Origin of the sequence: Acinetobacter pragensis, assembly GCF_001605895.1 — a bacterium.
GTDB classification, from domain to species: domain Bacteria; phylum Pseudomonadota; class Gammaproteobacteria; order Pseudomonadales; family Moraxellaceae; genus Acinetobacter; species Acinetobacter pragensis.
Genome location: NZ_LUAW01000020.1, coordinates 189,441 through 212,307, shown reverse-complemented (window position 1 = coordinate 212,307; position 22,867 = coordinate 189,441). Strand labels below are relative to the sequence as shown.

General features: G+C 42.9%; 30 protein-coding genes. 23 read left to right on the top strand and 7 right to left on the bottom strand.

Annotation, left to right across the window (positions count from 1 at the left end):
- Nucleotide 1 precedes the first annotated feature (1 nt).
- From AZH43_RS09500 to AZH43_RS09485, 5 genes are read right to left on the bottom strand one after another with little or no spacing between them, the layout of a single operon-like run.
- Nucleotides 2-1,747, bottom strand: a complete 1,746-nt coding sequence (locus AZH43_RS09500; protein ID WP_067669038.1) for a DDE-type integrase/transposase/recombinase — start codon at nucleotides 1,745-1,747, stop codon at nucleotides 2-4.
- A complete protein-coding gene (locus AZH43_RS09495) occupies nucleotides 1,747-2,637 on the bottom strand; it encodes a DUF3102 domain-containing protein (protein ID WP_067669036.1) in 891 nt (296 codons plus the stop codon). The genes AZH43_RS09500 and AZH43_RS09495 overlap by 1 nt, the downstream gene beginning before the upstream one ends.
- A 13-nt stretch (nucleotides 2,638-2,650) precedes the next feature.
- Nucleotides 2,651-2,944: a helix-turn-helix domain-containing protein gene (locus tag AZH43_RS09490; RefSeq protein ID WP_067669034.1), complete on the bottom strand. Its 294-nt coding sequence runs from the start codon at nucleotides 2,942-2,944 to the stop codon at nucleotides 2,651-2,653.
- Nucleotides 2,941-3,078, bottom strand: coding sequence for a hypothetical protein (locus AZH43_RS18670; RefSeq protein ID WP_162840080.1), 138 nt, complete (start codon nucleotides 3,076-3,078; stop codon nucleotides 2,941-2,943). The genes AZH43_RS09490 and AZH43_RS18670 overlap by 4 nt, the downstream gene beginning before the upstream one ends.
- Nucleotides 3,079-3,123: 45 nt before the next feature.
- Nucleotides 3,124-3,315 (bottom strand): DNA-binding protein, encoded by a 192-nt coding sequence (locus AZH43_RS09485; RefSeq protein ID WP_067669032.1) that lies wholly within the window; start codon nucleotides 3,313-3,315, stop codon nucleotides 3,124-3,126.
- Nucleotides 3,316-3,415: 100 nt separating this feature from the next.
- Here AZH43_RS09485 and AZH43_RS09480 point away from each other — a divergent pair, with 100 nt between their 5' ends.
- The 8 genes from AZH43_RS09480 to AZH43_RS09445 all read left to right on the top strand — a co-directional run bounded on the left by AZH43_RS09480 (nucleotide 3,416) and on the right by AZH43_RS09445 (nucleotide 8,853).
- Complete coding sequence (locus AZH43_RS09480) at nucleotides 3,416-4,069, top strand: XRE family transcriptional regulator (protein WP_067669151.1); 654 nt, start codon at nucleotides 3,416-3,418, stop codon at nucleotides 4,067-4,069.
- Between the two features lie 15 nt (nucleotides 4,070-4,084).
- Nucleotides 4,085-4,678, top strand: a complete 594-nt coding sequence (locus tag AZH43_RS09475; RefSeq protein WP_067669030.1) for a hypothetical protein — start codon at nucleotides 4,085-4,087, stop codon at nucleotides 4,676-4,678.
- Nucleotides 4,679-4,753: 75 nt separating this feature from the next.
- Nucleotides 4,754-5,227, top strand: a complete 474-nt coding sequence (locus AZH43_RS09470; protein ID WP_227509801.1) for a M15 family metallopeptidase — start codon at nucleotides 4,754-4,756, stop codon at nucleotides 5,225-5,227.
- A gap of 12 nt (nucleotides 5,228-5,239) precedes the next feature.
- Nucleotides 5,240-5,872 carry a DUF7940 domain-containing protein gene (locus AZH43_RS09465; RefSeq protein ID WP_067669026.1) on the top strand — a complete coding sequence of 211 codons (633 nt, stop codon included), beginning with the start codon at nucleotides 5,240-5,242 and terminating at the stop codon, nucleotides 5,870-5,872.
- Between the two features lie 209 nt (nucleotides 5,873-6,081).
- The gene (locus tag AZH43_RS09460) at nucleotides 6,082-6,339 is read left to right on the top strand and encodes a DUF2730 family protein (protein WP_227509800.1); all 258 of its coding nucleotides are present in this window, start codon (nucleotides 6,082-6,084) and stop codon (nucleotides 6,337-6,339) included.
- Between the two features lie 6 nt (nucleotides 6,340-6,345).
- Nucleotides 6,346-6,639, top strand: coding sequence for a VpaChn25_0724 family phage protein (locus AZH43_RS09455; protein WP_067669022.1), 294 nt, complete (start codon nucleotides 6,346-6,348; stop codon nucleotides 6,637-6,639).
- Between the two features lie 7 nt (nucleotides 6,640-6,646).
- Entirely contained in the window at nucleotides 6,647-7,213 is a 567-nt protein-coding gene (locus tag AZH43_RS09450; protein WP_067669020.1) for a phage protein Gp27 family protein, read from the top strand.
- The gene (locus AZH43_RS09445) at nucleotides 7,213-8,853 is read left to right on the top strand and encodes a hypothetical protein (protein ID WP_067669019.1); all 1,641 of its coding nucleotides are present in this window, start codon (nucleotides 7,213-7,215) and stop codon (nucleotides 8,851-8,853) included. Before AZH43_RS09450 ends, AZH43_RS09445 begins: the two co-directional genes overlap by 1 nt.
- Before the next feature lie 5 nt (nucleotides 8,854-8,858).
- On the opposite strand, the gene AZH43_RS09440 is transcribed toward AZH43_RS09445, so the two are convergent.
- Nucleotides 8,859-9,665 carry a hypothetical protein gene (locus tag AZH43_RS09440; protein ID WP_067669017.1) on the bottom strand — a complete coding sequence of 269 codons (807 nt, stop codon included), beginning with the start codon at nucleotides 9,663-9,665 and terminating at the stop codon, nucleotides 8,859-8,861.
- Nucleotides 9,666-9,693: 28 nt separating this feature from the next.
- Complete coding sequence (locus AZH43_RS09435; RefSeq protein ID WP_067669015.1) at nucleotides 9,694-10,077, bottom strand: hypothetical protein; 384 nt, start codon at nucleotides 10,075-10,077, stop codon at nucleotides 9,694-9,696.
- Between the two features lie 200 nt (nucleotides 10,078-10,277).
- On the opposite strand from AZH43_RS09435, the gene AZH43_RS09430 reads away from it, so the two are divergent.
- The 15 genes from AZH43_RS09430 to AZH43_RS09370 all read left to right on the top strand — a co-directional run bounded on the left by AZH43_RS09430 (nucleotide 10,278) and on the right by AZH43_RS09370 (nucleotide 22,854).
- Nucleotides 10,278-11,045 carry a DNA adenine methylase gene (locus AZH43_RS09430; RefSeq protein WP_067669014.1) on the top strand — a complete coding sequence of 256 codons (768 nt, stop codon included), beginning with the start codon at nucleotides 10,278-10,280 and terminating at the stop codon, nucleotides 11,043-11,045.
- A gap of 217 nt (nucleotides 11,046-11,262) precedes the next feature.
- The gene (locus AZH43_RS09425; RefSeq protein ID WP_067669012.1) at nucleotides 11,263-12,897 is read left to right on the top strand and encodes a DUF935 domain-containing protein; all 1,635 of its coding nucleotides are present in this window, start codon (nucleotides 11,263-11,265) and stop codon (nucleotides 12,895-12,897) included.
- Nucleotides 12,897-14,207, top strand: a complete 1,311-nt coding sequence (locus tag AZH43_RS09420) for a phage head morphogenesis protein (RefSeq protein ID WP_067669011.1) — start codon at nucleotides 12,897-12,899, stop codon at nucleotides 14,205-14,207. The genes AZH43_RS09425 and AZH43_RS09420 overlap by 1 nt, the downstream gene beginning before the upstream one ends.
- A gap of 128 nt (nucleotides 14,208-14,335) precedes the next feature.
- The gene (locus AZH43_RS09415) at nucleotides 14,336-14,815 is read left to right on the top strand and encodes a phage virion morphogenesis protein (RefSeq protein ID WP_067669009.1); all 480 of its coding nucleotides are present in this window, start codon (nucleotides 14,336-14,338) and stop codon (nucleotides 14,813-14,815) included.
- Between the two features lie 63 nt (nucleotides 14,816-14,878).
- Nucleotides 14,879-15,946, top strand: a complete 1,068-nt coding sequence (locus tag AZH43_RS09410; protein WP_067669007.1) for a phage protease — start codon at nucleotides 14,879-14,881, stop codon at nucleotides 15,944-15,946.
- 11 nt (nucleotides 15,947-15,957) lie between these two features.
- Complete coding sequence (locus AZH43_RS09405; RefSeq protein ID WP_067669005.1) at nucleotides 15,958-16,380, top strand: hypothetical protein; 423 nt, start codon at nucleotides 15,958-15,960, stop codon at nucleotides 16,378-16,380.
- Entirely contained in the window at nucleotides 16,380-17,306 is a 927-nt protein-coding gene (locus AZH43_RS09400; protein ID WP_067669003.1) for a Mu-like prophage major head subunit gpT family protein, read from the top strand. The genes AZH43_RS09405 and AZH43_RS09400 overlap by 1 nt, the downstream gene beginning before the upstream one ends.
- Nucleotides 17,307-17,309: 3 nt before the next feature.
- Nucleotides 17,310-17,738 (top strand): gp436 family protein, encoded by a 429-nt coding sequence (locus AZH43_RS09395; protein ID WP_067669001.1) that lies wholly within the window; start codon nucleotides 17,310-17,312, stop codon nucleotides 17,736-17,738.
- Nucleotides 17,738-18,340, top strand: coding sequence for a phage protein Gp37 (locus AZH43_RS09390; protein ID WP_067668999.1), 603 nt, complete (start codon nucleotides 17,738-17,740; stop codon nucleotides 18,338-18,340). Before AZH43_RS09395 ends, AZH43_RS09390 begins: the two co-directional genes overlap by 1 nt.
- Nucleotides 18,341-18,602: 262 nt before the next feature.
- Nucleotides 18,603-19,442: a phage tail protein gene (locus AZH43_RS09385; protein WP_067669149.1), complete on the top strand. Its 840-nt coding sequence runs from the start codon at nucleotides 18,603-18,605 to the stop codon at nucleotides 19,440-19,442.
- A gap of 11 nt (nucleotides 19,443-19,453) precedes the next feature.
- A complete protein-coding gene (locus AZH43_RS18560; protein WP_161485913.1) occupies nucleotides 19,454-19,621 on the top strand; it encodes a hypothetical protein in 168 nt (55 codons plus the stop codon).
- Between the two features lie 123 nt (nucleotides 19,622-19,744).
- Complete coding sequence (locus AZH43_RS09380) at nucleotides 19,745-20,122, top strand: hypothetical protein (RefSeq protein WP_067668997.1); 378 nt, start codon at nucleotides 19,745-19,747, stop codon at nucleotides 20,120-20,122.
- 12 nt (nucleotides 20,123-20,134) lie between these two features.
- Nucleotides 20,135-20,440 (top strand): hypothetical protein, encoded by a 306-nt coding sequence (locus AZH43_RS09375; protein WP_067668995.1) that lies wholly within the window; start codon nucleotides 20,135-20,137, stop codon nucleotides 20,438-20,440.
- A 71-nt stretch (nucleotides 20,441-20,511) separates the two neighbouring features.
- Entirely contained in the window at nucleotides 20,512-20,670 is a 159-nt protein-coding gene (locus AZH43_RS18555) for a hypothetical protein (protein WP_161485912.1), read from the top strand.
- Between the two features lie 3 nt (nucleotides 20,671-20,673).
- Nucleotides 20,674-22,854: a phage tail tape measure protein gene (locus tag AZH43_RS09370; protein ID WP_067668992.1), complete on the top strand. Its 2,181-nt coding sequence runs from the start codon at nucleotides 20,674-20,676 to the stop codon at nucleotides 22,852-22,854.
- The last annotated feature ends 13 nt before the right edge of the window (nucleotides 22,855-22,867 follow it).

Genomic DNA, 22,867 nt, shown 5'->3' with positions numbered 1-22,867 from the left:
GTTATTCCCCAACTACTCGTAATTTCGGTTTGCTATTACCAGACTGGATCTGTTCAACCCATACAGGAATGTCTTCCTGCGGCACTTCACCATTTGGATATGCTGCTTTTAGGGCATTCATGTGTTCATTTCCGTTCCACATAAATCCAACTAGACCGCGTATTGCTTTAGCTGCCTGAATTAAATTAAAAGGCTTAACCTGACGTTTTTGCTGTGCGGTAGACATTTGCTCACCAGCCCGCTGGATGTAGCTTGGAACTTCAATTTTCTGAACATCAGCAAGGGCATTGAGCTGACCTTCATAAGCGGTATGCTTTTTGGCAATGGCTTTGTCTGCTTGTTCCAGAGTGTCCGCGTTGTAAGCTTTTTTGATGATGCGCTTGCGGTTCTCATCAATTGCGCTTTGCGGCATCGCTTTCATCTCTTCACCGATCACGGCCGCATCTGGTCTAAAGCCAAACATATCCGTCTGCACCGGATCACAGGTGTAAATCACTTCATTGCCGTGTTCATCTACAGTGATGACATCAATAGAAGGTGCGCGGTACGGATTTACAACCACTTTCAGTTTTGCTTTTGGATAGACGCCATCGATATGACGGACGTCATAATCACTTGAGCCATAGCCTTTGATTGCATAACTGACCTGGAGTTTTGCATCGACGGTGCGTTCTACTGGTGAAGTGCTGAGCAGTTCCTGGCAAAGTTCAAGTGGTGGTGCAATGCGTAATTGAGCAGGTGTAATGGTTTGCCAAACTGCGTTGCGTGAACGTTTTGTGCGGCTATGAATTTGTGTTTCATTCCACATCATTCGCCATTGCGCAGCGGTTTGGTTTAAGTGCTGAATGCTGTCAATTTTGATAAAGCGAAGACGGCCTTCAAATTGGGTTTCGACAATATTCTGAGCATTTTCAACTTGTCCTTTTGCTTGTGAATTGCCCGTTGCATGCGCAATAAAAGTCACATCCAAACGTTCAAGCAGGTTCTTAAAAAGACCTGATGTGTTTGCACAGCCTTTATCCGTATAAAGGATGAAAGGCACACCGTGCAGAGGCTCTTGCATTGAACGTTTTTGAACACAGTTCAAAAAGATTTCAGTCAAGTTTTCTGCGCTTTCACTGCCGTAGACATACTCAACATAAATAGAGCCTGAAAAATGGTCTGTGATGACGTAGCGAATCACGCGGTCACTTTCAATTTTCTTTACATTGGCCGGCTTGTTTTTATAGAACTTCTTTTCGTCCATGACTTGCATGCCCCCGCGAGGGAGGTAGAACAAAACACAGATTGAAGCGTCTACTTGCCAGCAATGGTTCGGGTGCAATGACTTTTGCTGTGCATGCGCAGATGGCGTTGCCAGCTGCTTTGGGTGGCACATATTATTTTTCATCACACGTGCAATGGTTGCTGCTGAAACGTTTGGCGCTTTGCCTTCGGCTTTCATGATGCTGAGCGCAGTGGTAATAGGCAGTGTTTGTTTACCATTTGCGCGCGTTGCCACATGCACCATACCGCCAATCTGTTCTGCAACTTCTGCAGTCACTACTGATTTGCCTTTGTCACTGCGCTGTTTACGTTCGGTTTTAAAGCCAACTGTTTCTAGATCACGGTATAGCTGCGCTTTGCTGATCTTAAGATGATCACACGCTGTTTCTACGATTGAGCCTTTTTCGCCAAACCCAGCATTTGTGAGCTTTGACGCGACTTCGCGTAAATAATCCTGCACCGCTAAGTTTGGAGTTGTCATTATTCTGCCTCCGGCTCAGAAGGCGCTGTGCTCATCCATGATGGGTTGACCATTGCTTGGAAGTCGATTTGAATGCCTAAATCGACACTTGTCTGTGCAATTTGCTGAAACAATGCAACTACGTTGGCTTCAAGTCTGTCTTGAATGTCATACAGTTCATGTTCATTGATGGCATCGACAATTGAGTTGATACTGTTGGTGAAGCGAACGGTATCGTTATGCATTGTGATGCATGCTTTGTTCATTTCTTCTAAAGCTTTTTCAGCGAATCGTTGCGGTTCAGATTCAGCGCGTTTTTGAATTTCTGCAGGGCTATTGAGCTTTGTCAGCTTTTCATCAAGTTCATTGGCCTTTTGATCTTTCTTCTGGATAACCTGATCTTTTGCTTTTAAGTCCTGATCCTTAGATTCAATTGCAGTTTTTGCATCACGCAATGCCTGTTTTAGCTCGCGTACAGACATGGTTTCAATGGTGTCTAAAGAGACATCGCCAATACTGCCACCAGCATCAATAATTTCTATATCGTCATCGTCTAGAACCATAAGCTCTAGAAGTTTTGTACCATTGCCTGATTTACTCAAAAGCGACATCGATGTCGTTTTTGAAAATTTAAGAACTACAGACATGAAGCGTTGAGCAGTTCGTTTGCTAATACCAAGCATTTCAATCCGTTTCGAGAACTCACCATGTGCGGTCATTTCTTTCATGATAAGCAGGCGCTTACCGAGTTCCATAACAGCTTCCACTGAGCGTTGCTGGTAGAAGCGGATCTCATCTTCTAAAGCACCAACTGTCAGCGCACCTTGATAACCTAGCTGCGCAGTTAGCACACCAAGTTTTTGTGAATGTTCAGAAAATGCTATTTCTGTAGTTTGCTGTTCTAAGTCCATGATGAACCCCTAATTAAAATGTCACGCTGGTGCGCTGTTCGTATTCGGCCATACGCGCTTTGGCTCTTTCCATTTCGCTGTCATGTGCCTTAGCCATCTGCACCAGCGCTGTGCCTAATGTGTAAAGATCGTTTTCATCTTTCTTAACCAAGCCTTCTGCTAACAGGGTTTGCAGTGCTCTGTGTGTTTGAGCTGGCGATTCACCCAGTTTTTTGGATAACTCTTGATTGGTAACGCCCTGAAGGCTGTGACCACGTAATGCTTTAAGCACTTTTAAAACTTTTTCAGCTGACTTGACTGTGCTCATTTACGTACCTCTGCCCCTGAATATGTTGAAAGTTCTTGGCGCAAAATTTCGTTATCGTTTTCGGCGAAGTACCAGCCTGAAAACCCGACAAATGTTAAAAACATAAAAATCACTGCAAAAAAATCATTTTTCATCGCTCTTGCTCCATGTGCAAAAATGTGCAAATATGTGCAAAGTAACTAAACAGTGACTTTTTTTAAGCCGAGAGCTACGGCTATTTTATGAGCTCGCCCGAAATTACCTTTAGCTTGACCATTTAAAACTTTGTATACCTCTTGAGGAGCAAAGCCGTTCTTAGTGGCCCAATCAGAAATTGGAATCCCTTTATTAAAGAATTCCTGTCTTACTTGATCTGGTGTTTTAATGTTCATGTGTGGTCACCTTTGTGTGTCTTTAATCGGTTTAAGTAGAACCTTTAGACACACAATAGTAACTAATGGGTTACCTGTCAATGATTTTGGAGTGTTTTTTGTGACTATTGGACAAAGATTGAGAGAAGAGCGAGAGCGTCTTGGCTACACTCAGCCTGCTTTTGCTGAATTGGCTGGTACGACCAAGAAAAGCCAAATTGATTATGAAAAGGATTTGACTCAGCCAAAGGCTGGATATCTTGCATCTATTGCAGAAGCTGGCGCAGATATTAATTATATTGTTACCGGAAATAAATTAAGAACACTAGAAAGTAACCTTGATGATATTGATGGTTTTACTGTAGTCCCGGTTCATGATGATGTTTTGATTTCGGCTGGACATGGAACAGTTTTATGTGCCGAAAATAAGCCAACAAATTACATGGCTTTTAGGAAAGACTGGATTCGTTCACGCGGTTTTTTTGCCAAGGATTTAAAGGTTTTTATTACTCGTGGTGACAGTATGGATCCTACGATTTCTGATAAAGAGCCGATCTTAGTCAATACTGTTGAAAAAGATCCGCAAGATGGTCATATCTATGTGATTCGATCTGGTGAAATGACTTGGGTTAAGCGGATTCAAATGCAGTTAGATGGGTCTTTATTATTGATATCTGACAACAAAATTTACCCGCCTATGACGATACGATTAGATGAGTCTACGGATGTAGAAATTATTGGGAAAGTTGTCAATTCGAGTAAGAATTTTTATTGATGGGATGGCAGTAAAATGAAAAAAATTATAATTTTAGGCTTATTTCTTTTAGCAGGTTGTACCGCTAAGGAAGCTCAGAAAGCAGAAACATCTGCTTCTGCAGAAATAGTCCCTTATATAAATAAAAATTATAGCGAGTCGGATTCTGTTGCAAAAATAGATTTTGTTCAGCTAACACAAGTTGCTATTAAAAATTTATCGTCGATGCAGGTTGGATATAATCCAGAAGCTACTGAAGTAAAGTTCCTGCCAAGTGATGTGTCATCTGATGTTAAATTTGTCCCATCAACAGATTGGCAAAGTGTGAAAATTCTAAGAAATAAAGATTCAGAAATTTGGAAAAGCTTTATCGTAGAAGTATTTGAAATAAATGGTTATGAGCAATCTAAAACAACTTCATTTAAGATTTGCAAAGATATTTGGAAAGATATAGATAATAGAGTTCCGACTGTGATTGATGAATTATCTACAAGAATTAATGAGTATGAGAAAGCAGGTTCAACTCCAGCAACACAGCATATTCAATATGGTTATTTTTTTGATCTTGATGCAAGCCATTATAAGGATGGATATCCTATTGTATGTACAATTGCCTATGCTAAAAAATAATCGGAAGCCTTTCCGCCTGATATAAAAAATATAAAAGCAGCACCATGACCTCATCATTAGATGAGGTTTTTTGTTGTGTCAAATACCCCTAAAAAATTTGTACTTTCAAAGTTAAGTCTTGGCCGCCTTGAAGATGTAAACCCTGACTTGGTCAAAGTTGTTAAACGGGCAATTGAAATCACCCAGCAAGACTTTCTTGTTGTTGAAGGCGTGCGCTCAAAAGAACAATGCTATATCAACTACGGCAAAGGCCGTACAGCTGCACAATGCACAATTAAAGGCGTACCCGCTTCATATGCTCAGCCCAAACTTGCAAAAGTGACATGGCTGAATAATCCACTCTCCAGCAAACACGTTACAGGCAAAGCAGTTGATTTGGTGCCGTATCCAGTGGACTGGAATGATCTATCTAAATTTGATCAGGTTGCAAAAGCAATGTTTGCTGCCGCTAAAGAATTAGATGTGTCGATCCGCTGGGGGGCTGACTGGGATAATGACGGCAACTACCGCGAAAAAGGTGAATATGATTCACCACATTTTGAACTTTAAGGAGGATATTAAATGCCTTCTAAAGTTAAAAATAACCTAGCCCAGCTGGCTAAAGTTGAGCGCTATATTGCCCGATTTCAACTGCTCTCAAACATTCATGAACGTACTTTGACTGAGCATAATGACCAGTTGGATTTTACGTGGAAAGATGGTTATGAAACAGGTGTGCGTGATGCTAATGCCCTACATGGTGTAGCCAAGCAAACAGCCGCTGAGGCTGAATCAGCCAAAATTCAGCAACTACGTCTACAGCTCTCCACCCGTGAAAGTGAGCTTGATCAAAAGGCATTAGAGCTTTCTGATGCAAAGCAAAAACTGCTGGATCAGGCCAAGCGCCATCAACAGCGTATAGATGAGCTTAAAGCTGAAATTGCACAAAATCCTGAACCTATTGCAGCGTCACTGGGATTTACAACCTATGCAGGCCCGATTGTTGAAAATTGGCGCGACTCATGGAAGTGGATCAGCAACTGGTGCTTTGGCCTGATTGTCTTTTTTGCTACCACTCCAATTCCTCCAGAGCTGCTTATGGTGCTGCCAGAAAATGTACGTACTTATCTGATTGCATGGACAGCATTTTGTGGATTGATTGGACGTTATATCAATCAAAGCAAAGGCATTAAGACATGGCCATTAAAGTCTTAGTGCGTAAACGCCTTGTAGTCGTGTTGGTGTATGCAGTTATGGATATGTATGACTGCATACGCCACCCGATCCAGAGCTTTCAATATTTAAAAAAGAGAAACCAACATGTCAAAAAAAATATTGATCACCGTGCTGAAGAGTGAGGCTTAGATTAGGAGCTATGAATGTTTGAATCCTTTAAGTTTAACTTTTTAGAAGCCAACTGGATCGTGAACACGGTTCTTGGTATTTATATCTGGTTCATCAAGAAACAAAGCGCTTCATCTCAAGAAATGCTGGACTTGCGCGTACGTGTCGTTGAGCTGGAAAACACTGTTCGAGATATGCCAAGTATGGTTGAACTTACGCGCCTCGAGGGTCAAGTTGAAACGATAAAATCCCAGTTAAATGCGGCGAATACGAGTATTGGCAATGTACAGAAAGGTGTCACTCGTATTGAAAACTATCTGCTCGATAATAAAAAGTGAGGAACCATGAGCTTTGAAAATCAGCTTAAAGAAGAAATGCGTTTGGTGCTGCTTCGATTATTGAATGAAATGCCATCTTACCGTGGCAATAGCTCAACCTTGCACAGCGGATTAGATCGTTGGGGTCTGAGTTTTAGCCGCGACCAAGTCAAAACTGAATTGTACTGGCTGAAAGACCAAGGCTGTTTAAGCATTGAAATGGAAGACCCCGCTGTGCTTGTAGTGAAACTTACTGAGCGTGGTCAAGATGCTGTAGAAAACCGCACCCGCATTCATGGCATTAAACGTCCTTCAGCATAGGTGAATTATGTCCAAATCCTTTATGCGCAAACTGACTGATGAACAGCGTCAATTCATCTATCGAATGATGGAAGAAGACCGTTTCACCCTGAATGAAATGATGGATGAAATCCGTGCTGAGTTTCCAGTTGATTGCATTCCCAGCCGTTCTGCACTTGGCCGTGAAAAAAAGAACTTTGCAGCTGAAGCCAAGGAGTTCCGTGAAATTGCTGCTGCATCAGAAGTTTTGGTTAAGGAGTTTGGCGAAGACCCTGATGACAAAGGCGGCATGTTGCTGGCTCAAGCAGTTCAGGCGGTAGTGACCAGACGCGCACTGGATGAATTGACCAATGATGGTGAAGATCCAGACAAGCCGAAAATGGGCATTGATGATGTCGGCGCACTTGCTCGTGCAGCGCGTGCGGCCATCATGACCAAATCCAAAGCCATGGAAAATCGTGATGAAATCCGGCGTCAAGCCCGTGAGGAATTGCTCAAAGAACAGGATGAAAACCTGAAAAAAGCAGCTATTTCTCAAGGTATGGGTGAAGAGCAAATTCAATTCTGGCGTGAAAAAGTATTGGGTATTAAATAATGACTGCACCAAAACCTCGGCAAGATACCGTTCGGATTATCGACTGGGATGAACTTCCAGAACGTGCCCGCAATCTGCCTGATAATCTAAACCCATTTGAAGAAGGTGTTTTGATGAAACACCAAGTTGAATGGCTGAAGATTAAGACTGATATTAAGGCCTGCCCTAAAGGGCGTCGAACCGGTATTACTTTTGCTGAAAGTTTTGATGCAGTATTTACAGCGGCTGCCAGCAAAGAAGCTGGCGGCATGAGCGTTTATTACATTGGCGATACCAAAGAAAAAGGCCTTGAGTTTATTGGCTACTGTGCCAAGTTTTCACGTGTAATTGCTGAGGCGCAAGGCCAAGGTATTTCTCAGATTGAGGAGTTCCTTTTTGAAGATCAAAACGAAAAAGGTGAAACGCGCCAGATCACAGCCTATCGTGTGCGTTATTCCAGCGGCTTTCAAATTGTTGCTTTATCTAGCCGTCCTGAAAACATCCGCGGTCTGCAAGGTAAGGTGGTAATTGATGAAGCAGCATTCCATCCCAATGTTCAAGGCGTGATGGAAGCGGCAACTGCGCTTTTAATTTGGGGTGGCCGCATCTCTGTAATTAGCTCACATAACGGTAAAAACAATCCTTTCAACCAATTCGTCAAAGATATTGAGAATGGTGTGTTTGGTGAAGATGCCAAAGTTCATGTGGTGACTTTTGATGATGCCGTTGCTAATGGCTTGTATGAGCGCGTGTGCTTTATGCAAGGCAAAGAAGCCACGCTTGACGGTAAGAAAAAATGGTACACCAAAATCCGCAAAGCATACGGCAGCCGTAAAGCGGCCATGCGTGAAGAGCTGGATGCCATTCCGCGTGATGGATCATCCGTGTGCTTGCCTGCGCTGTGGGTTGAACGTGCCATGCCTGAAGTGCGGACAATCCTACGCTTAACTTTGGGTGATGATTTTACCGAACTGACACCAGATGAGCGCGATGCATATATAGATGACTGGATTCAGCGCTATTTAGAGCCTGAATTACAAAAGCTGGATAAGCGCAAACAGCACTGTGCTGGGCAAGACTATGCGCGTCACCGCGACTTCAGTTTTATTTTGCCGTTTTATATTGCCCAAGACTTGCGCCGCATTGCACCATTTGCCATTGAGATGCATAAAGTGCCATCTCGGTTACAGCAAAAAATTCTGTGGTACATGCTGGATCGGCTGCCACGCTTTGGCGGTATTGCCATGGATGCTACTGGCTCTGGTGAAACCATCGCTGAAAATACAGCGGAAAGATATGGTGAGCATATGGTACATCAAATCAAACTAACCCGTGCATGGTATGGACTTTGGACACCTAAGCTGGTCACGGCTTTTGAAGAAGATATGATTGATTTGCCGCGTGATGAAAACCTGAAGAATGACTGCTCTGCGATTGAAGAGGTAGACGGCATTCACATGGTCACCAAAGCACGCACCAAAGATATTAAAGACCCTGAGTTATACCGCCATGGAGATGGTGCTGTTGCGATGATTCTGGGTTGGTTTGCCAGCCTGCACCTGTCCAGTCCTATTGAATTTATCCCGCTTCCATCTGCCAGTGAGCTGGAGGCGAATCATGATGATTATGATGGATGGTTTAGTGAAGCTGGGTGTATTTAGTAGGTCTAAATACACTCTTTAAGAAGTACAACTTCATCTGATGTTTTAATGATTTGGTAACGTTTTATATACTTATTATTTTTTTCATCATAATAATCTAAATCAAGATAGCTATTAGTGAATGGTACAATGTTAGTTTTAACGTAAAACATTAAAGTAATAGATGAATTAGGATCGATAGAATGTATTTCATAGTCTGATGAATTATCGTAAGCGCCACCACTTTTTGTAATATTCCACGAATTGCTTTTTAGTTTTAGATTTTTTATGGATAGGTTATGAACTTTCAAAGTTAGGTCAAATCTATGTTCATAGTCGTTATTATAATGGGTAATTAGGTTGTATTTCGATCCAGTAAGCCTTAATTGTGGAATAGAACTTTGAGTTTTCTCGTCAATAGATTCTAAATATTGTTTTTCCGCCAATAGGAACATATTTTGCTGTGCTTCTACAGACTTCTCCATTTCATCAACTTGGCGTTGGTAGGCTTCATTTGAAATTTTTAACTCTGCAATCTGTGTTTCTAATGATTTAGCCTGTTGTTGTAAAGATACGGCTTGTTGTTTCAAAGCTATAGCTTGTTGAGAAATTGCTTCAGTATTTTGCGATAAATTTTTGTTATTTTGCAGGTACCCTAAAATTAAGAATAAAAAAGCTAAGGGGGAAAACGTTCCGGCTAAGAAATCTCCTAGTGCATTTGCTTCTAAAGCTTTAATTTTATCTACGGTAATTCCAAAATATCTGTTTAATATTAAGAAGTACACAACAGTAAAAATTATAAAAAACCAATATTGAAATTTAGGCTTATTCATAGGCTCATTTCCATCTTTTTATAAAGTTTTAAATACTGTGATTTTCTAACATGAAGTCTACATAGTCTGCTTCAGCAAATACAATAAATTGGGCTTCTGTATTCATTCTCTCTTCTAAATATTCCGGCAAATCTATACAGACTAATTCGGCATTTTTGAATAAAGCCGATACTGCTTCTGGAGAAAGACTTTTTTCAGAATCAGTTTCAGACCATATTGTAAATCCATCACCAGCAAATCCACCTCTCCATAATAGATGAATATGCTTATCAGCATGTTCTGAGGACATTAATTGACGTTCAACTTCCAGAACAATGTCAATTTTTTCAGCATGAGTTAATTCCTTTGCTCTAAAAGTTAACAGTAGATGCAAGTCGGCTTTGCTTGATAAGAAATATAAATACGATTGCATTTAATAACCTTTAAAAATATTGGAAGACTTTCCGACTTATTCGATGACTCTAAATAAGAATAATAAAACGAGGCGACGAACCTTGTTAGAGCAAGATTCGCCTCCTTTGGTATAGCACTACCGCAGGCAAAGCCTCGTTACCCTGATCAGAGTAACTGCAGGCTATCAAAAAATGAAATGCTTTTGCAGTAGGTGAAATCGTGAAAACCAAACCAATTGTTCCTTGGATGGGTGGTAAGCGTCGACTGGTGTCGCAGCTGGCTAAAAAAATGCCAGAACATGAATGTTATGTAGAATTATTTGCTGGCGGCGCAGCGCTATTTTTTATGCGTGACCAGCAGTCTAAAGTTGAAGTCATTAACGACCTAAATGGTGAACTGGTCAATTTATATCGAGTCGTGCAGCATCATTTAGAAGAATTTGTACGGCAATTTAAATGGGCACTGGTGAGCCGCCAAATGTTTGATTGGCTCAAAAATGCCAATACAGATTTGATGACAGATATCCAGCGTGCGGCTCGGTTCTATTATCTGCAGCACACAGCTTTTGGTGCTAAATGCTTCGGGCAGAATTTTGGAACGGCAACAACAGCACGTCCAGTCAATTTACTACGCATAGAAGAACAGCTCAGTGAAGCCCACTTAAGGCTGTCTGGTGTGACAGTTGAGCATTTGAGCTGGGATGCGTGTTTAATGAAATATGACCGTCCTCATAGTTTCATGTATGCGGATCCGCCTTATTGGAAACTCGCTGGCTATGGTGTGGATTTTGGTTTGGATCAGTATGAAAAAATGGCAGAGCTGATGAAGACTTGCAAAAGTAAAGTGATGCTCTCGATTAATGACCATCCAGACATGCGGAATACCTTTGATGGTTTGAATATTGATACCGCTGAAATTAAATATACCGTGGGCAATTCTACGGCCAGCCGGAGCGTAAAACAGGAATTAATCATCATGAACTATTGAGCAAGGTGATTTATAGATTTATAAATCTTTATAAAAGCGTTTTTAGCGGTTTAATCAAGTTTCTGCATAAATGACCCATGCAGAAGCCCAAAGCGCTTAAAACGCCTTTTATGCGCTTTCAAAAAATATAAAAATAAATGGAAGTTCTTCCGCCTGATTCATCGGCATTAAATTGCCTATTGTGATGCAGAATCCACTTTCTATATTTGCATCCGCCATGGCTAAAAAAGACCGCTCTTCAAAAAAACAAGACCGCACCGCACTTGAAACGTCACAAACCGCAGAAGTCGCTTGGCTGTCCAACCAATGGCAGGAACATCCCGTTGTGGGCATGACGCCAATGCGTATGCATCGGCTACTGACCGATGCCGAGCAAGGCAACCTGCAGGCCCAAGCAGATTTGTTTTGCGACATGGAAGAGCGTGACGGACATATTTTTTCTGAGATGACCAAGCGTAAGCAGGCTGTGAATGGCTTGCCTTGGGGGGTAAAGTCACCAAAGAACGCCAGTGAGCAGGAAAAGAAAATTGCTGAAGAAGTCTATGAATGGCTGGATGACATTGAAGACTTTGAAATGTTCTTATTTGAAGCGATGGATGCTGTGGGTCATGGCTATAGTGCTCAGGAAATTAAATGGCATCAGCTTGGAAATTTGTGGCTGCCGGAGAGCTTTCAGCATATTCAGCCGCGCCTGATCATGACCCCGCATGAGCAGCCAAATGAATTGCGCCTGAATGATGGCTCACTGCAAGGTGCTGAATTTTGGCCTTTCGGCTGGTTTATTCATCGGCATAAAGCCAAATCTGGATACGTATCCCGTTCCGGTTTATTCCGCGTATTGGCGTGGCCGTTTTTGTTTAAAAACTATGGTGTGCGCGACATCATGGAGTTTCTGGAAACTTATGGTCTGCCATCCAAACTAGGCAAATATCCCGCTGGTGCAACGGCTGAAGAAAAAATGACTTTGATGCGTGCAGTCATGAGTATTGGCCGTAACGCGGGCGGCATTATTCCCCAAGGGATGTCGATAGATTTTAATGATGCCACCGATGGCGACACCAATAATCATATGAATTTGGTGAAATGGTGTGAGCAAACCCAATCTAAAATTATTGTCGGCGGTACATTGCTGTCACAAGCAGATGGCAAAACAAGCACCAATGCGCAAAGTAAAACCCATGAAAATCAATTTGAAGTCATTGTTAAATCAGACTCTAAGCAGTTGGCACGGTCAATCAATGACAGTCTAGTCTCTGCAATGATGCAGATTAATTATCCGAATATCACACCTGACCGTTACCCAAAGTTCTGGTTTGATACTTCTGATACCGAAGACCTAGAAAGCTTCAGTAAGTCTTTAGGTGAAATGGTCGATACGGGCATGAGGATTCCACTGACATGGGCGCATGAACGTGCAGGCATTCCAATGCCTGCAGATGATCAAGAGGCGATTCTTGCCCGTGTGCAGCCTGCTCAAGTGGCAGCAAACAGTTTTCAGTATGCAGGTTATCCAGTGATGAATTTAGCTGCACTGAACCAAAATGCACCAACTGCGATGCACCCCGCAGAGGCTGCAGCAATTCGCGGGCAGGCATTGCTGGATCAGCAAATGCAGCACAGCCTCAGCAATGATCATTTGCAGTCACAGTCTGAAAGATTTTTACCTGATTTGATTGCTCAACTGAGTCAAGGGAAAGACCTTGATGCAGCTCTAGCCATGCTTGCAGAGATGTCTCCAGATAAAGATTTAGATGCTTTGCAGGATGATCTAGAGCAGATGATTTTTGCCAGTAATGTGCTGGGCAAATTATCTGCTCATGAAAGCCGTAAAGCTGCGTCTGAGGATGAATAATGGATCAGCCGACTATGCAGGCTGTATTTGGTCAGCCCCCACGTAAAGCCATTGAATATCTTCAGCAGAAAAAAGTCATGCCCTCAGAAGACTGGTGGCAAGTGCAAGGCAATGCACACAATCAGGCTTTTGTGGTTGCGCACATGACTCGGCTAGATCTGCTGGAAGATGTGCGCCAGTCATTGCTGGATGCGCAAAAAAATGGCTGGGATTTAAAACGCTGGTCTCAAGAAATTGAACCCAAAATGAAGCAGCGCGGCTGGTGGGGAAAACAGGAAAAATTAACTGAAGATGGTCAGCGTGAAGTTCAGCTGGGCAATCCATACCGTTTAAAAACCATCTACCAGACCAATATGGCGCAGGCTTATGAAGCCGGGCGGCAGTCTGTGATGTGGGACGACAATCCGCTTTTCCCATACGTTGGCTACAGTGCAATTATCGATAATTTTACAAGAGCAACTCACCGTGCATTACATGGTGTTGTTATGCGCAAGTCTGACCCGGCTTGGCAATATATCAAGCCAAAGAATGGCTACAAGTGCCGTTGCACCTCTTATGAGATGATGGAAATTGACATCAAAAATCAAAACATCAAAGTCCGCAGCAGTGATGGTTACCTCAAACTGTATGACGTTGATGTTAGTCATGGCGGTGTTGCTCAAATTGCGCGGATTGAATTTCCAGACTTGCCTGTGTTCTCTACAGATGCAGGCTGGACGGGTTCTCCAAGTACTTTAGTTACCCAAAAACTGCTGGATAAAGCTGTTTCTGCTGAACCGTCTATTGCATCCAAGTTGGTTGGTAAAACGCTGCAAAATAATGAGGTTGTTCAGCAGCTGAATGAAGACGTCAAAGCATGGATTCAGAGTGTAGATCCGCTTAAGCCTAAAGGTGAAATGCACAACGTAGGTGTAATTGATGCCTTCTTTTTGGAAACACTGAAGAAGAAAAAGCGGGTTGAATTGGCAAGTGCGGCAATCACCGTGCATGACAAAGGCACCATTAGTCATATAGCCAAAGAACGCAAACTGCATGACCCAGCATGGTTTGAAAATATCGTCAGTCATTTGAGCGGCAAGCATGACCTGTACTGGGATGTACGGCATAACGCGGCACTGCTGGTGTTTGATATTGAGGTTGAAGGCGTGGTTTACAAATTGGTGCTGCAGCTCAACCAGAGCATCAAAGGTAAAGATGAAGCTGGCAATAAACAGAAAATTGTAGGCAATTTGATTCGGACGATTGTGGTTGAGCAGGAAATTAATCTGAAGAACAGTAAAGACTATGAGTTTTTGGTCAGCAAGAAATAAAAAATGCGTTTCTGTCTGTTCGGGATTCGAACCCGCGTATACCGCGAACGGCTGGCTTCCAGTAGCCTACTTCGACAAAAACGCACTTTATACAATGATTTTAGTTTAATAATTATGCAGGTGCAAGTATGAGCTTTATGCAGATTGCTGATGAAAATGTACGTCAGACGTTGCTTGATGCTGCGGCACACATGAGTGATACAACACCACTAGCAGCCAGTTTGGAGCGTGTTTTAGTCAGTCAGACTTTACAGAACTTTCATGCCAATGGCCGCCCGGCATGGGCTGGACTTTCACCAGTGACGCTAGAAATTTACCGCAAGCAAGGTATTACTCCGCAAGGCATATTACAGCGCTCTCCGGGTGGATTACGCGACAGTGTTCAAGGTGACCATGATCAGACATCTGCAACGGTAGGTGCTGGATCTGGACAAAGTAAAGACTATGCAGCCATTCACCAGTGGGGTGGTTTTGCGGGTCGCAATAGAAAAGTTGAAATTAAACCCCGTCCATATTTACCCATGGACAGCCAAGGCTTTTTACAGCCTGAAGCTGAGGATGCCGTTGAATACACTGCAAGTTATTTTCTACAGCAAGCTTTTAAATAATAAAAAAATAATCGGAAGCCTTTCCGCCTGATCTTTTTATGCAGTTGGTTTTAATCTGACTGCATGAAAAATAATCTTCTCGCAGCTTCGTGCTCATTCGACTTATCAAATTTATCAGATCACTTTGTATTGATACCTGAAGGTGTTTTTCGTAGTGAGATTGATGGACGTCCTTATGATGCGCCCCACTGGGAACTTACCCCAGAGCGTGGCCATCAAATGGCTGCGGCTTTGAATCAGCGCAAAATTGACATGGTCATTGATTATGAGCACGCCACTTTAAAATCAAAAACCACGGGTGAACCTGCACCTGCTGCGGGCTGGCTGAAATCAGCGGGGTTTACTTATGTTGAAGGAGTTGGATTATGTAGTACTGACTTTGAGTGGCTCGATAAAGCAAAAACGCATATAGAAGCCCAAGAATATAAATATATTTCCCCAGTCTTTTTGTACACCAAGACGGGCGACATTACGGCTTTAATCAATGTTGCCTTGACCAATACCCCTGCATTAGACCAGCTGCCTGAAGCAAAACTTGCTGCTGCGGCTCAGGAACTTTTTTCCCAAGATTTACCACAACAGGATTCCACAATGGAAGAGTTATTAGAACAGCTGCGTTGGATGTTGAATCTGCCTCTGTCAGCAACCGCAGAAGAAATTACTGCTGAGCTGGATAAGCTTAAAACGCAGATTAAAGAAAAAACAGGTGTTGCTGTGGCAGCCAATAGTCAAACCCTTTATGACGCCTTGAATGCTATTGATCAGCTGAAAATTGCAGCCAACAGCTCAAATGCTGTTGATCCAGCCCAATATGTGCCGATGGCGGTTTACCAAGAGGCGGTTCAAAAAGCTGGTAATGCTGATGCAGCGGCTAAATCCAAAGAAATTGACGACCTAATTGTTGCTGCTTGCGGTGACGGCCGCTTGACTGGCGAAGCAACTATTGGTTGGTACAAGGATCAGGCTAAAACCAACCCTGATTTTGTAAAGGCGCAGCTTGAAGCTTTACCAAAAATTGCAGCACTCACCTCGCAACAGACCGAACAAATCGATTTAAGGGGTGGTCAAGCTAAAACACCTCCAGCTGTAGATGATGTTCAAGCATCAATTGACGCTCAATTTGGGTTTTGAGGAAATTAACCATGGCTAAAACAGAACAAGCAATCATTACTGAAATGCGTTGCGGGACATTAATGCCGGTGGCTTTAGCTTCAATGGCTTTGGTTCTGCAAGGGACTTTTGCGGCAGTTGATGCTAGCGGCTATGCCATCGCTTCAGAAGATGTAGGTGGCGCTGATCAAAACTGCCTCGGTATTTGGGATCACTCTGCTGAAAACACCGGTGCAGATGGTGATGTTGTGGCGTGTGTTCGTCGCAAACAACAGTTTTTGGTGCGTAACTCAACAACAGATCCTGTGACTCAGGCAGATTTGGGTGCAGTGGTTTATATGGAAGACAACCAAACCATTGCGAAAACAGATGGGACAAATACGCTTTCAGTAGCGGGTCATTTTATGGGCTTTGATGTGCAATACCCTGAATTTGTATGGGTGGAGATTGAATAATGATTTTTAATGAAAAAAATGCGCAGCATGTAATTAATACCCTTGCAACCAGTATTAAAAAAGTCTTTGACGGCGCGTTTGAAGCAGCGCCTAGTCAGTGGTCGAACGTTGCAATGGAAGTGCCAAGTAATGGTTCATCCAATACTTATGCGTGGATTGAAAAGTTCCCCAAACTGCGCAAATGGTTGGGTGATAAAGTTGTTAATCAGCTTAAAGGTCATGCTTACACCATCGTCAACGATGACTTTGAAGCAACGGTTGAAATTGACCGCAACGATATTGAAGATGACAACCTTGGCATCTACAAGCCTCAAGCTCAAATGGCTGGCGAATCATCAAAACAATGGGCGGATGATTTAGTCTTTGCAGCCCTTACTGGCGGCTTTGATGAGGAGTGCTATGACGGGAAAACCTTCTACGCCACCAACCATGAAGTCGGTGAAGGCAAAACCAAAAAATTGGTGTCTAACCGTTTAAATGTGCCATTAAAAATTGACACTTTGGCTGAAGTAAAAGCCAGCTATGGTACTGCCCGCACTATGCTGCGCAGTGTGAAAGACAATGAAGGCCGTCCGCTTAACTTGACTCCAAGCGTCTTGGTTGTGCCGTTTGCGCTTGAAGATACCGCGAATGCGCTAATGACTGTTGACCGTTTGGAAGATGGCAAACCCAACCCGTACAAAGGCACAGCCAAAGTACTTGCAGTGGGCTGGCTTAAAACGGATAGCGAATGGCATTTGCTCGATGCCAGTAAAGCTGTGAAGCCTATCATCTTTCAGCCGCGTAAAAAGCCTGTGTTTGTGCAGCAGACTGATACTTCAAGCGATGCTGTATTTATGCGCAAGAAGTTTAAGTTTGGCGCTGAAGCACGCGGTGCAGCTGGCTATGGCTTGTGGCAAATGGCTGTCGGTTCAACTGGAGCATAAGGAATGTACGCAACGGTAGAAGCTATGAAGCGTAAGTTTGGTGAAACCCTGCTGATTCGGCTGACCGATACTGAAAAGCCCTATCAGGGTGTAATCAATATGGAGAAACTGGATTCAGCTATGCAGGAAGCCAACAGCGAGATTGATGCTTATGTGGGTAGCCGCTACCCACTGCCGTTGCAGGTTATCCCTCCATTTTTAGTGAATATTGGTTGCAACTTGGCACGTTATTACTCAGTCACTGGTGATCTGTCTGATAACGATCCGATTAAAAACCGTTTTGAATCATCGATTAAAACTTTAACTAAAATTTCCAAAGGTGAACTGACGTTAGGCGGTTCTCCAGCTGGAGAGTCGAAGCCAGTGCAGACCTCGTCCAATAATGTGCAGTTTGCTGTAGGACGTCGTGATTTTGGAAATGGAGGCTGGTAATGCTGAATTTATCCATCATTGAGCAAGCCATTAAAGATGTAATGGCACAGCAAATTCAGGAAAAAAAGTGGCCTTGGATTCGCGAAATTTACACCTATGGTGGTGAGTTTGATGATGGTATCGATGCAATTATTCGCCACTTTCCAGCAATTTGGGTGACCTTTGACGGCAGTAAAACGCCTGAAAAAACCGGCGTCAATAAAACCAAAATGCCTATCACTTTTGTGGTGTTGGTTGGTGCAGACTCAGTGCGTAATGAGGAGTCTCAGCGCCATGGTGCTGGCGCAGATATCGGTACTTTCCAAATGCTGCATCATGTGCAACAGCTGCTCACTGGCAATGATTTATCCAGCCAAGGCGTTAAAGGCTTAGCGCCTTTTGAGCTGGGCCGAGTCAAAACTATTTTTAATACCTCCACCCGCGGCCAGTCTTTAAGTGTATTGGCGCAAGAATTTAGCACCTCTTATACCATCACCGCTTCAGACCGCATCCGTGAGGAAGCTGAAGAAGAGGCATGGTTAGAACGTATCAATATTAATTACCATTTTGACCCTAAAGATTACGGCTTTATAGAGTCTGATCTGGTTGAACTGAAGGAATAATTTTATGTCTATTCAAGCAGGCATTCGTACACCCGGTATGTATACCGATGTCAACATCAATACCCAGCGTACAGGCTTGCCTGCGAATACGCATAAAGTATTGTTTATCACTGCTGATGACAAAGTCATGGATCAACCCGTAGCGATTTATGATGAGTCTGATGCAATTGAAAAAATCGGCACTGACAGTATTGTTGGCCGCATGATTAAAGCTGCGGTGAAAACCAATCGCCTTGTTGATGTTCAAGCCATTACCTTGGCAATGAATACAACAGATCCGCAGGCGCCTGTGCCAGATGTGGATAACACTACAGAAATTATTGCCCCATTGGGTCATACCATTCTTGCCGTTGATAAAACGCCTGCTATTGGCGATGAAACCGAAGCATGGATTGATCATCTAAATTTTGTCAGTGATGCGATTGAACAGCGTCCTGCAATTTTAGTTGTTCCATTTTCAGATATTGAAGCGGCAACAACATTTGCAGCACAAGCCCCTGTGGAAACCAGCTACCGTGTCGTTGCTGTGTGTTATCACGGGGCATCAGGTCAAGAAGCTGAAATCAGTGCAGCCATGGCGGCAGCTTTGGCGGACTCCAGTGACCCTGCATTGCCATTTAATGGTGTGAATCTTGAAGGCGTAGGTGCTGTTGAAGATAAATACAAACTGACCTTTGAGCGTCAAGAGGCTGCCATGCGGGCTGGCGTGTGCATTATTCAAACAGGTGCAGACGGTACGCCTGAAATTGTGCGTGCGATTTCGACATTCCGCAAAAACCCTGATTCAGGCATGGCGGATGACATCATGCTCGACATCAATGGTGCGCTTACTATTGACTACGTGCGTCTTGTGATGCGTACAGCTGCTTCAAAAGAACGCCGCCGCAAAAATACAGGTGCTGCACGCCGCAATCTTCGCAGTGTATTTATGGCTGAAGCCATTAAGCTTGAAAAAGCGGAAATTTTGGAAAATGTCACTGCGACAGCAGATCAGCTGACTGTGACTCAAGACAGTGACGATAAAGCCCGTGCTAATGCTGATATACCAAGCTATTGGGTGCGAGGCATGCATGTAATTGCCACGACTTTAAACGTGTATTAAGGATCATTAAATTGAAAAAATTTCGAGTTCAAATTTTACATCACATTGCATTAACCACTGAAATTGAAGCGGAAGATCAAGATCAGGCATTAAAAATGGCTGAGACCCTTTCGGATGAGATTAAACCCGTGGAAAATTATTCATCAAGTGAATTATCCGTCAATGAAATTGAGGCCTAAATTGGTCAAATAAAAAAAGCTCACTTCGGTGGGCTTTTTTTTTAATTAAATGGAAGTCCTTCCGCCTGATATCACAATATAAATTCAGAAAAAATAGGCCAACATTAATTTGAGGCTATACAAATGGCTGAAGAATCAGTTGGCTTTATTATTTTAGGTGTAAACGGTGATGACTATGACTGTGCATCTTTTACATCAACCAAAACGACAGGCCGCCGCCCTGTGGCCACTATGAACCGCACAGGTGAAGTCAAGCACACAGCAAAAGGCATTCGCACCTATGCCATTACTGTTGCTGTGGTAATTCCTGATGGCAAGGATGAAGTAGATTGGCTTGAAGTTGCGGATGCTCGCATCAGCATTGAATCTGAGTCAGGCAATTTCCGTGAAACATACACAGATTTTAATGTGCAAACCATCAGTGATTCTTATGATGTTTCGGGTGAAACACGCCGAAACCTTGAAGGCTTTGCATTGAGCTACATCCAAGAAAATGTATAAGGAAATAATTAAATGATTCAAATTGAAGGCACTCTTCCTGTCGCACTGAAGGCGCTAGACGGCCAGACGGAAATTAAGAGCAAAAAAGTGGTTATGCGCCAGCTGACTGCAATTGAGTACATGCAGGCGCAGGCCGATAGTGAAGCAGGTCAGTTCATTGGTATCACTGACCTTGCTGCAATGACCAAGTTGGTGGATGCGGATGGTAAAGAGCATAAAATCACCTATGACATGCTGGGCAATTCATCCCGCTCTAACCTTGATTATCTGAATGAAAAGCTGGCTGAGCTGAAAGCAAAGGAAGCAGCCGCAGAGTAAATAAGGGAGCGCGGTTAATCCGCGCTCTTTTAACTGTGGGCATTCCTTTTGAAGCGATTGAAAAGATGCCCATGGATACTGCAATCGCAATACTCACCGATGAGCGGCCAAACAATACTCATCCTCAACGTCAAAGAAAATCACGCGCCAGCAATACCCCGAAAAGCAGTTCCAGTACTGGCACGACTTATGTAGCAACCAAGCGCAAGCACTCTAAACAAAAGGCCTAAACGATGAGCAAAAATTCCGTAGTTTCATTAACGCTTCAGTTAAAAGGACAGCAAGCCAGTGCTGAGCTTAAGCGTATAGCTGCGGATCAGCTCACTGCTGTTAAAAAAATAAATACTGAACAGCAGAAACTTGCACCCCTTCAAGCCGGGCAAATTAATAATGCTAAAAAGTTCAGTGATGAACTTCGTAAGCAAGGTCAAGCATTTACAGCGCAAAAGCGTGAAGCGCTTGCAGTCGATACTGCCCGAAAGCTGGGCATTCGCACTGAACAGCAGATTAATGCTGAGATTAAGAAAACACACAACAGTTATGCACAGCTAAGTATTTTACAGCGCCAAGGTGTTGTTTCAGCTAAAGATATGGAACGCGCATATGCAGCCATGAAATCGCGTGTCGCAACGTTAAACGGTGAGTTAGGTAAAACTGTACAAGCAGAAAAGCAGATTCAGCAAATTCAGAAAACTGGCGGTATGAGCACCCTGCAGCGTACTGGCGCAGTTGTAGGTGCAACTGTTGCTGGCAGTGCTGTCCTATCAGGTGCATTACAAAAGCCACGTGATTATGCCCAATTAATGACATATATCACTGCTACAGCAACTGGTGGACAAGGCTTAACAGCTGAGCAACGTTTAGCTAAAACTGCTAATTTTGAAGGTTTTGTTAAAAATGCTGTACGTAATGGTGGCGGGAAGCGTGAAGATGTTGCAGCCGCCTTAAACGTGTTAATGGCATCTGGTAAGTATAATGAATCTGACGTTTCAGCAGCTTTACTATCTTCCTCAAAAACTGCTTTTGCTGCGGGTGCTGACACCGAAGATGCAGCGAAAATGACTATTGCTATGAAAGGTTTTGGGGTCAAAAATCTTGATTTAGCACAAGATCGTGCTATGCGAGCGGGTCAAATTGGTAGTTTTGAATACAAAGATTTAGCGAAATTCTTACCTAGTCAAATGTCGATGGCGAATGCTTTTGGTTATTCTGGTGATGCTGGTTTGGTTAAATTATTAACTCTAAACCAAGTAGCAAAAAGCACTGCTGCAGATAGTTCTGAAGCTGGCAATAATGTTGTCAACTTGCTCCAAAAATTATCCAGTCGTGAATTGGCTGATACTTTGGCAGATAAAGTTGGCAACACTGATGGTTTGCCAACTAAAGCGATTAAGAATAAAAAAGGAAAAGTAGTAGGTCAAGAATTTGACTGGACAACTTATTCGATTCAACAACGTGAACAGGGCTTATATGGGGTTGAGGCTTTTGTAAAACTGCTTGAACATCAATTAAAAAATAATCCTCAATATACTGAGCTTCAAAAAGAAGCTAAGGCTGCCAAGACACCAGAAGATCGTAAAGCAAAACTTGAGGATATGAGCAATATTGCTATGGGCAGTGAGTTAGGACAGTTTTTGGCAGACCGTCAAGCTTTATTAGCAGCAATGTCTGTTGTTTATAATAAAGATCAATCCGTAAAACTTGAAAAAAATATTAGTTCAGCATCAGGCACGGTTAATTCAGACCTTGAGATGATTCGTCAGACAGAATGGGCTAAAGATCAAGCCGCAGATCAAGAAAAATTATTTGCTCAGTCTAAAGCTTATGATTCAGTATCGGAAACGTTAGGAAAAGTTAAAGAAAATATTACTGATTGGGCGCAAAAGCATGAGGAATTAGCTGCCTCTGCATATAAAGCTTCAGTAGCATTGGCGGCGGTGGCTGCAGTTGGTGTTACTGGTGCTGTGTTAAGTCGTGGTAAAGGAGCTTCACCAGATGATTTACCTGATTTGACCAAAACAAAAGGCAAACCCAAAGTAAAAGGTGCAAATAGCTTAAAAGCAGCTGGACTTGTTGGCGCAGCATATGGTTTTTCAGAAATCATGGAGCCAGTCGATAATTATTTATTCAGTGCTGTCGATAAAATGTTTGGTGGTGATGGTAAAAAATTTGATGCAGTTCAATTTGCAATTGATCAGCAAAATCAACAGAGTGTTGAACTTTTAGCTAAGCAGCAGGAAGCGAATCAGCTATCAAAAGATATCTCTAATAAATTGAGCACATTAATATCGACTACAGCACAAAACAAGCCTTTGCCATTCAGTACAGGCAACTTGTTAAGTGATATCTCCAACCATGCAGCCGCCGAAGAAAAACGCCACGGCTTTAATTTATTGTCATTCGGGCAAAAATAAAAGGAAGCCTTTC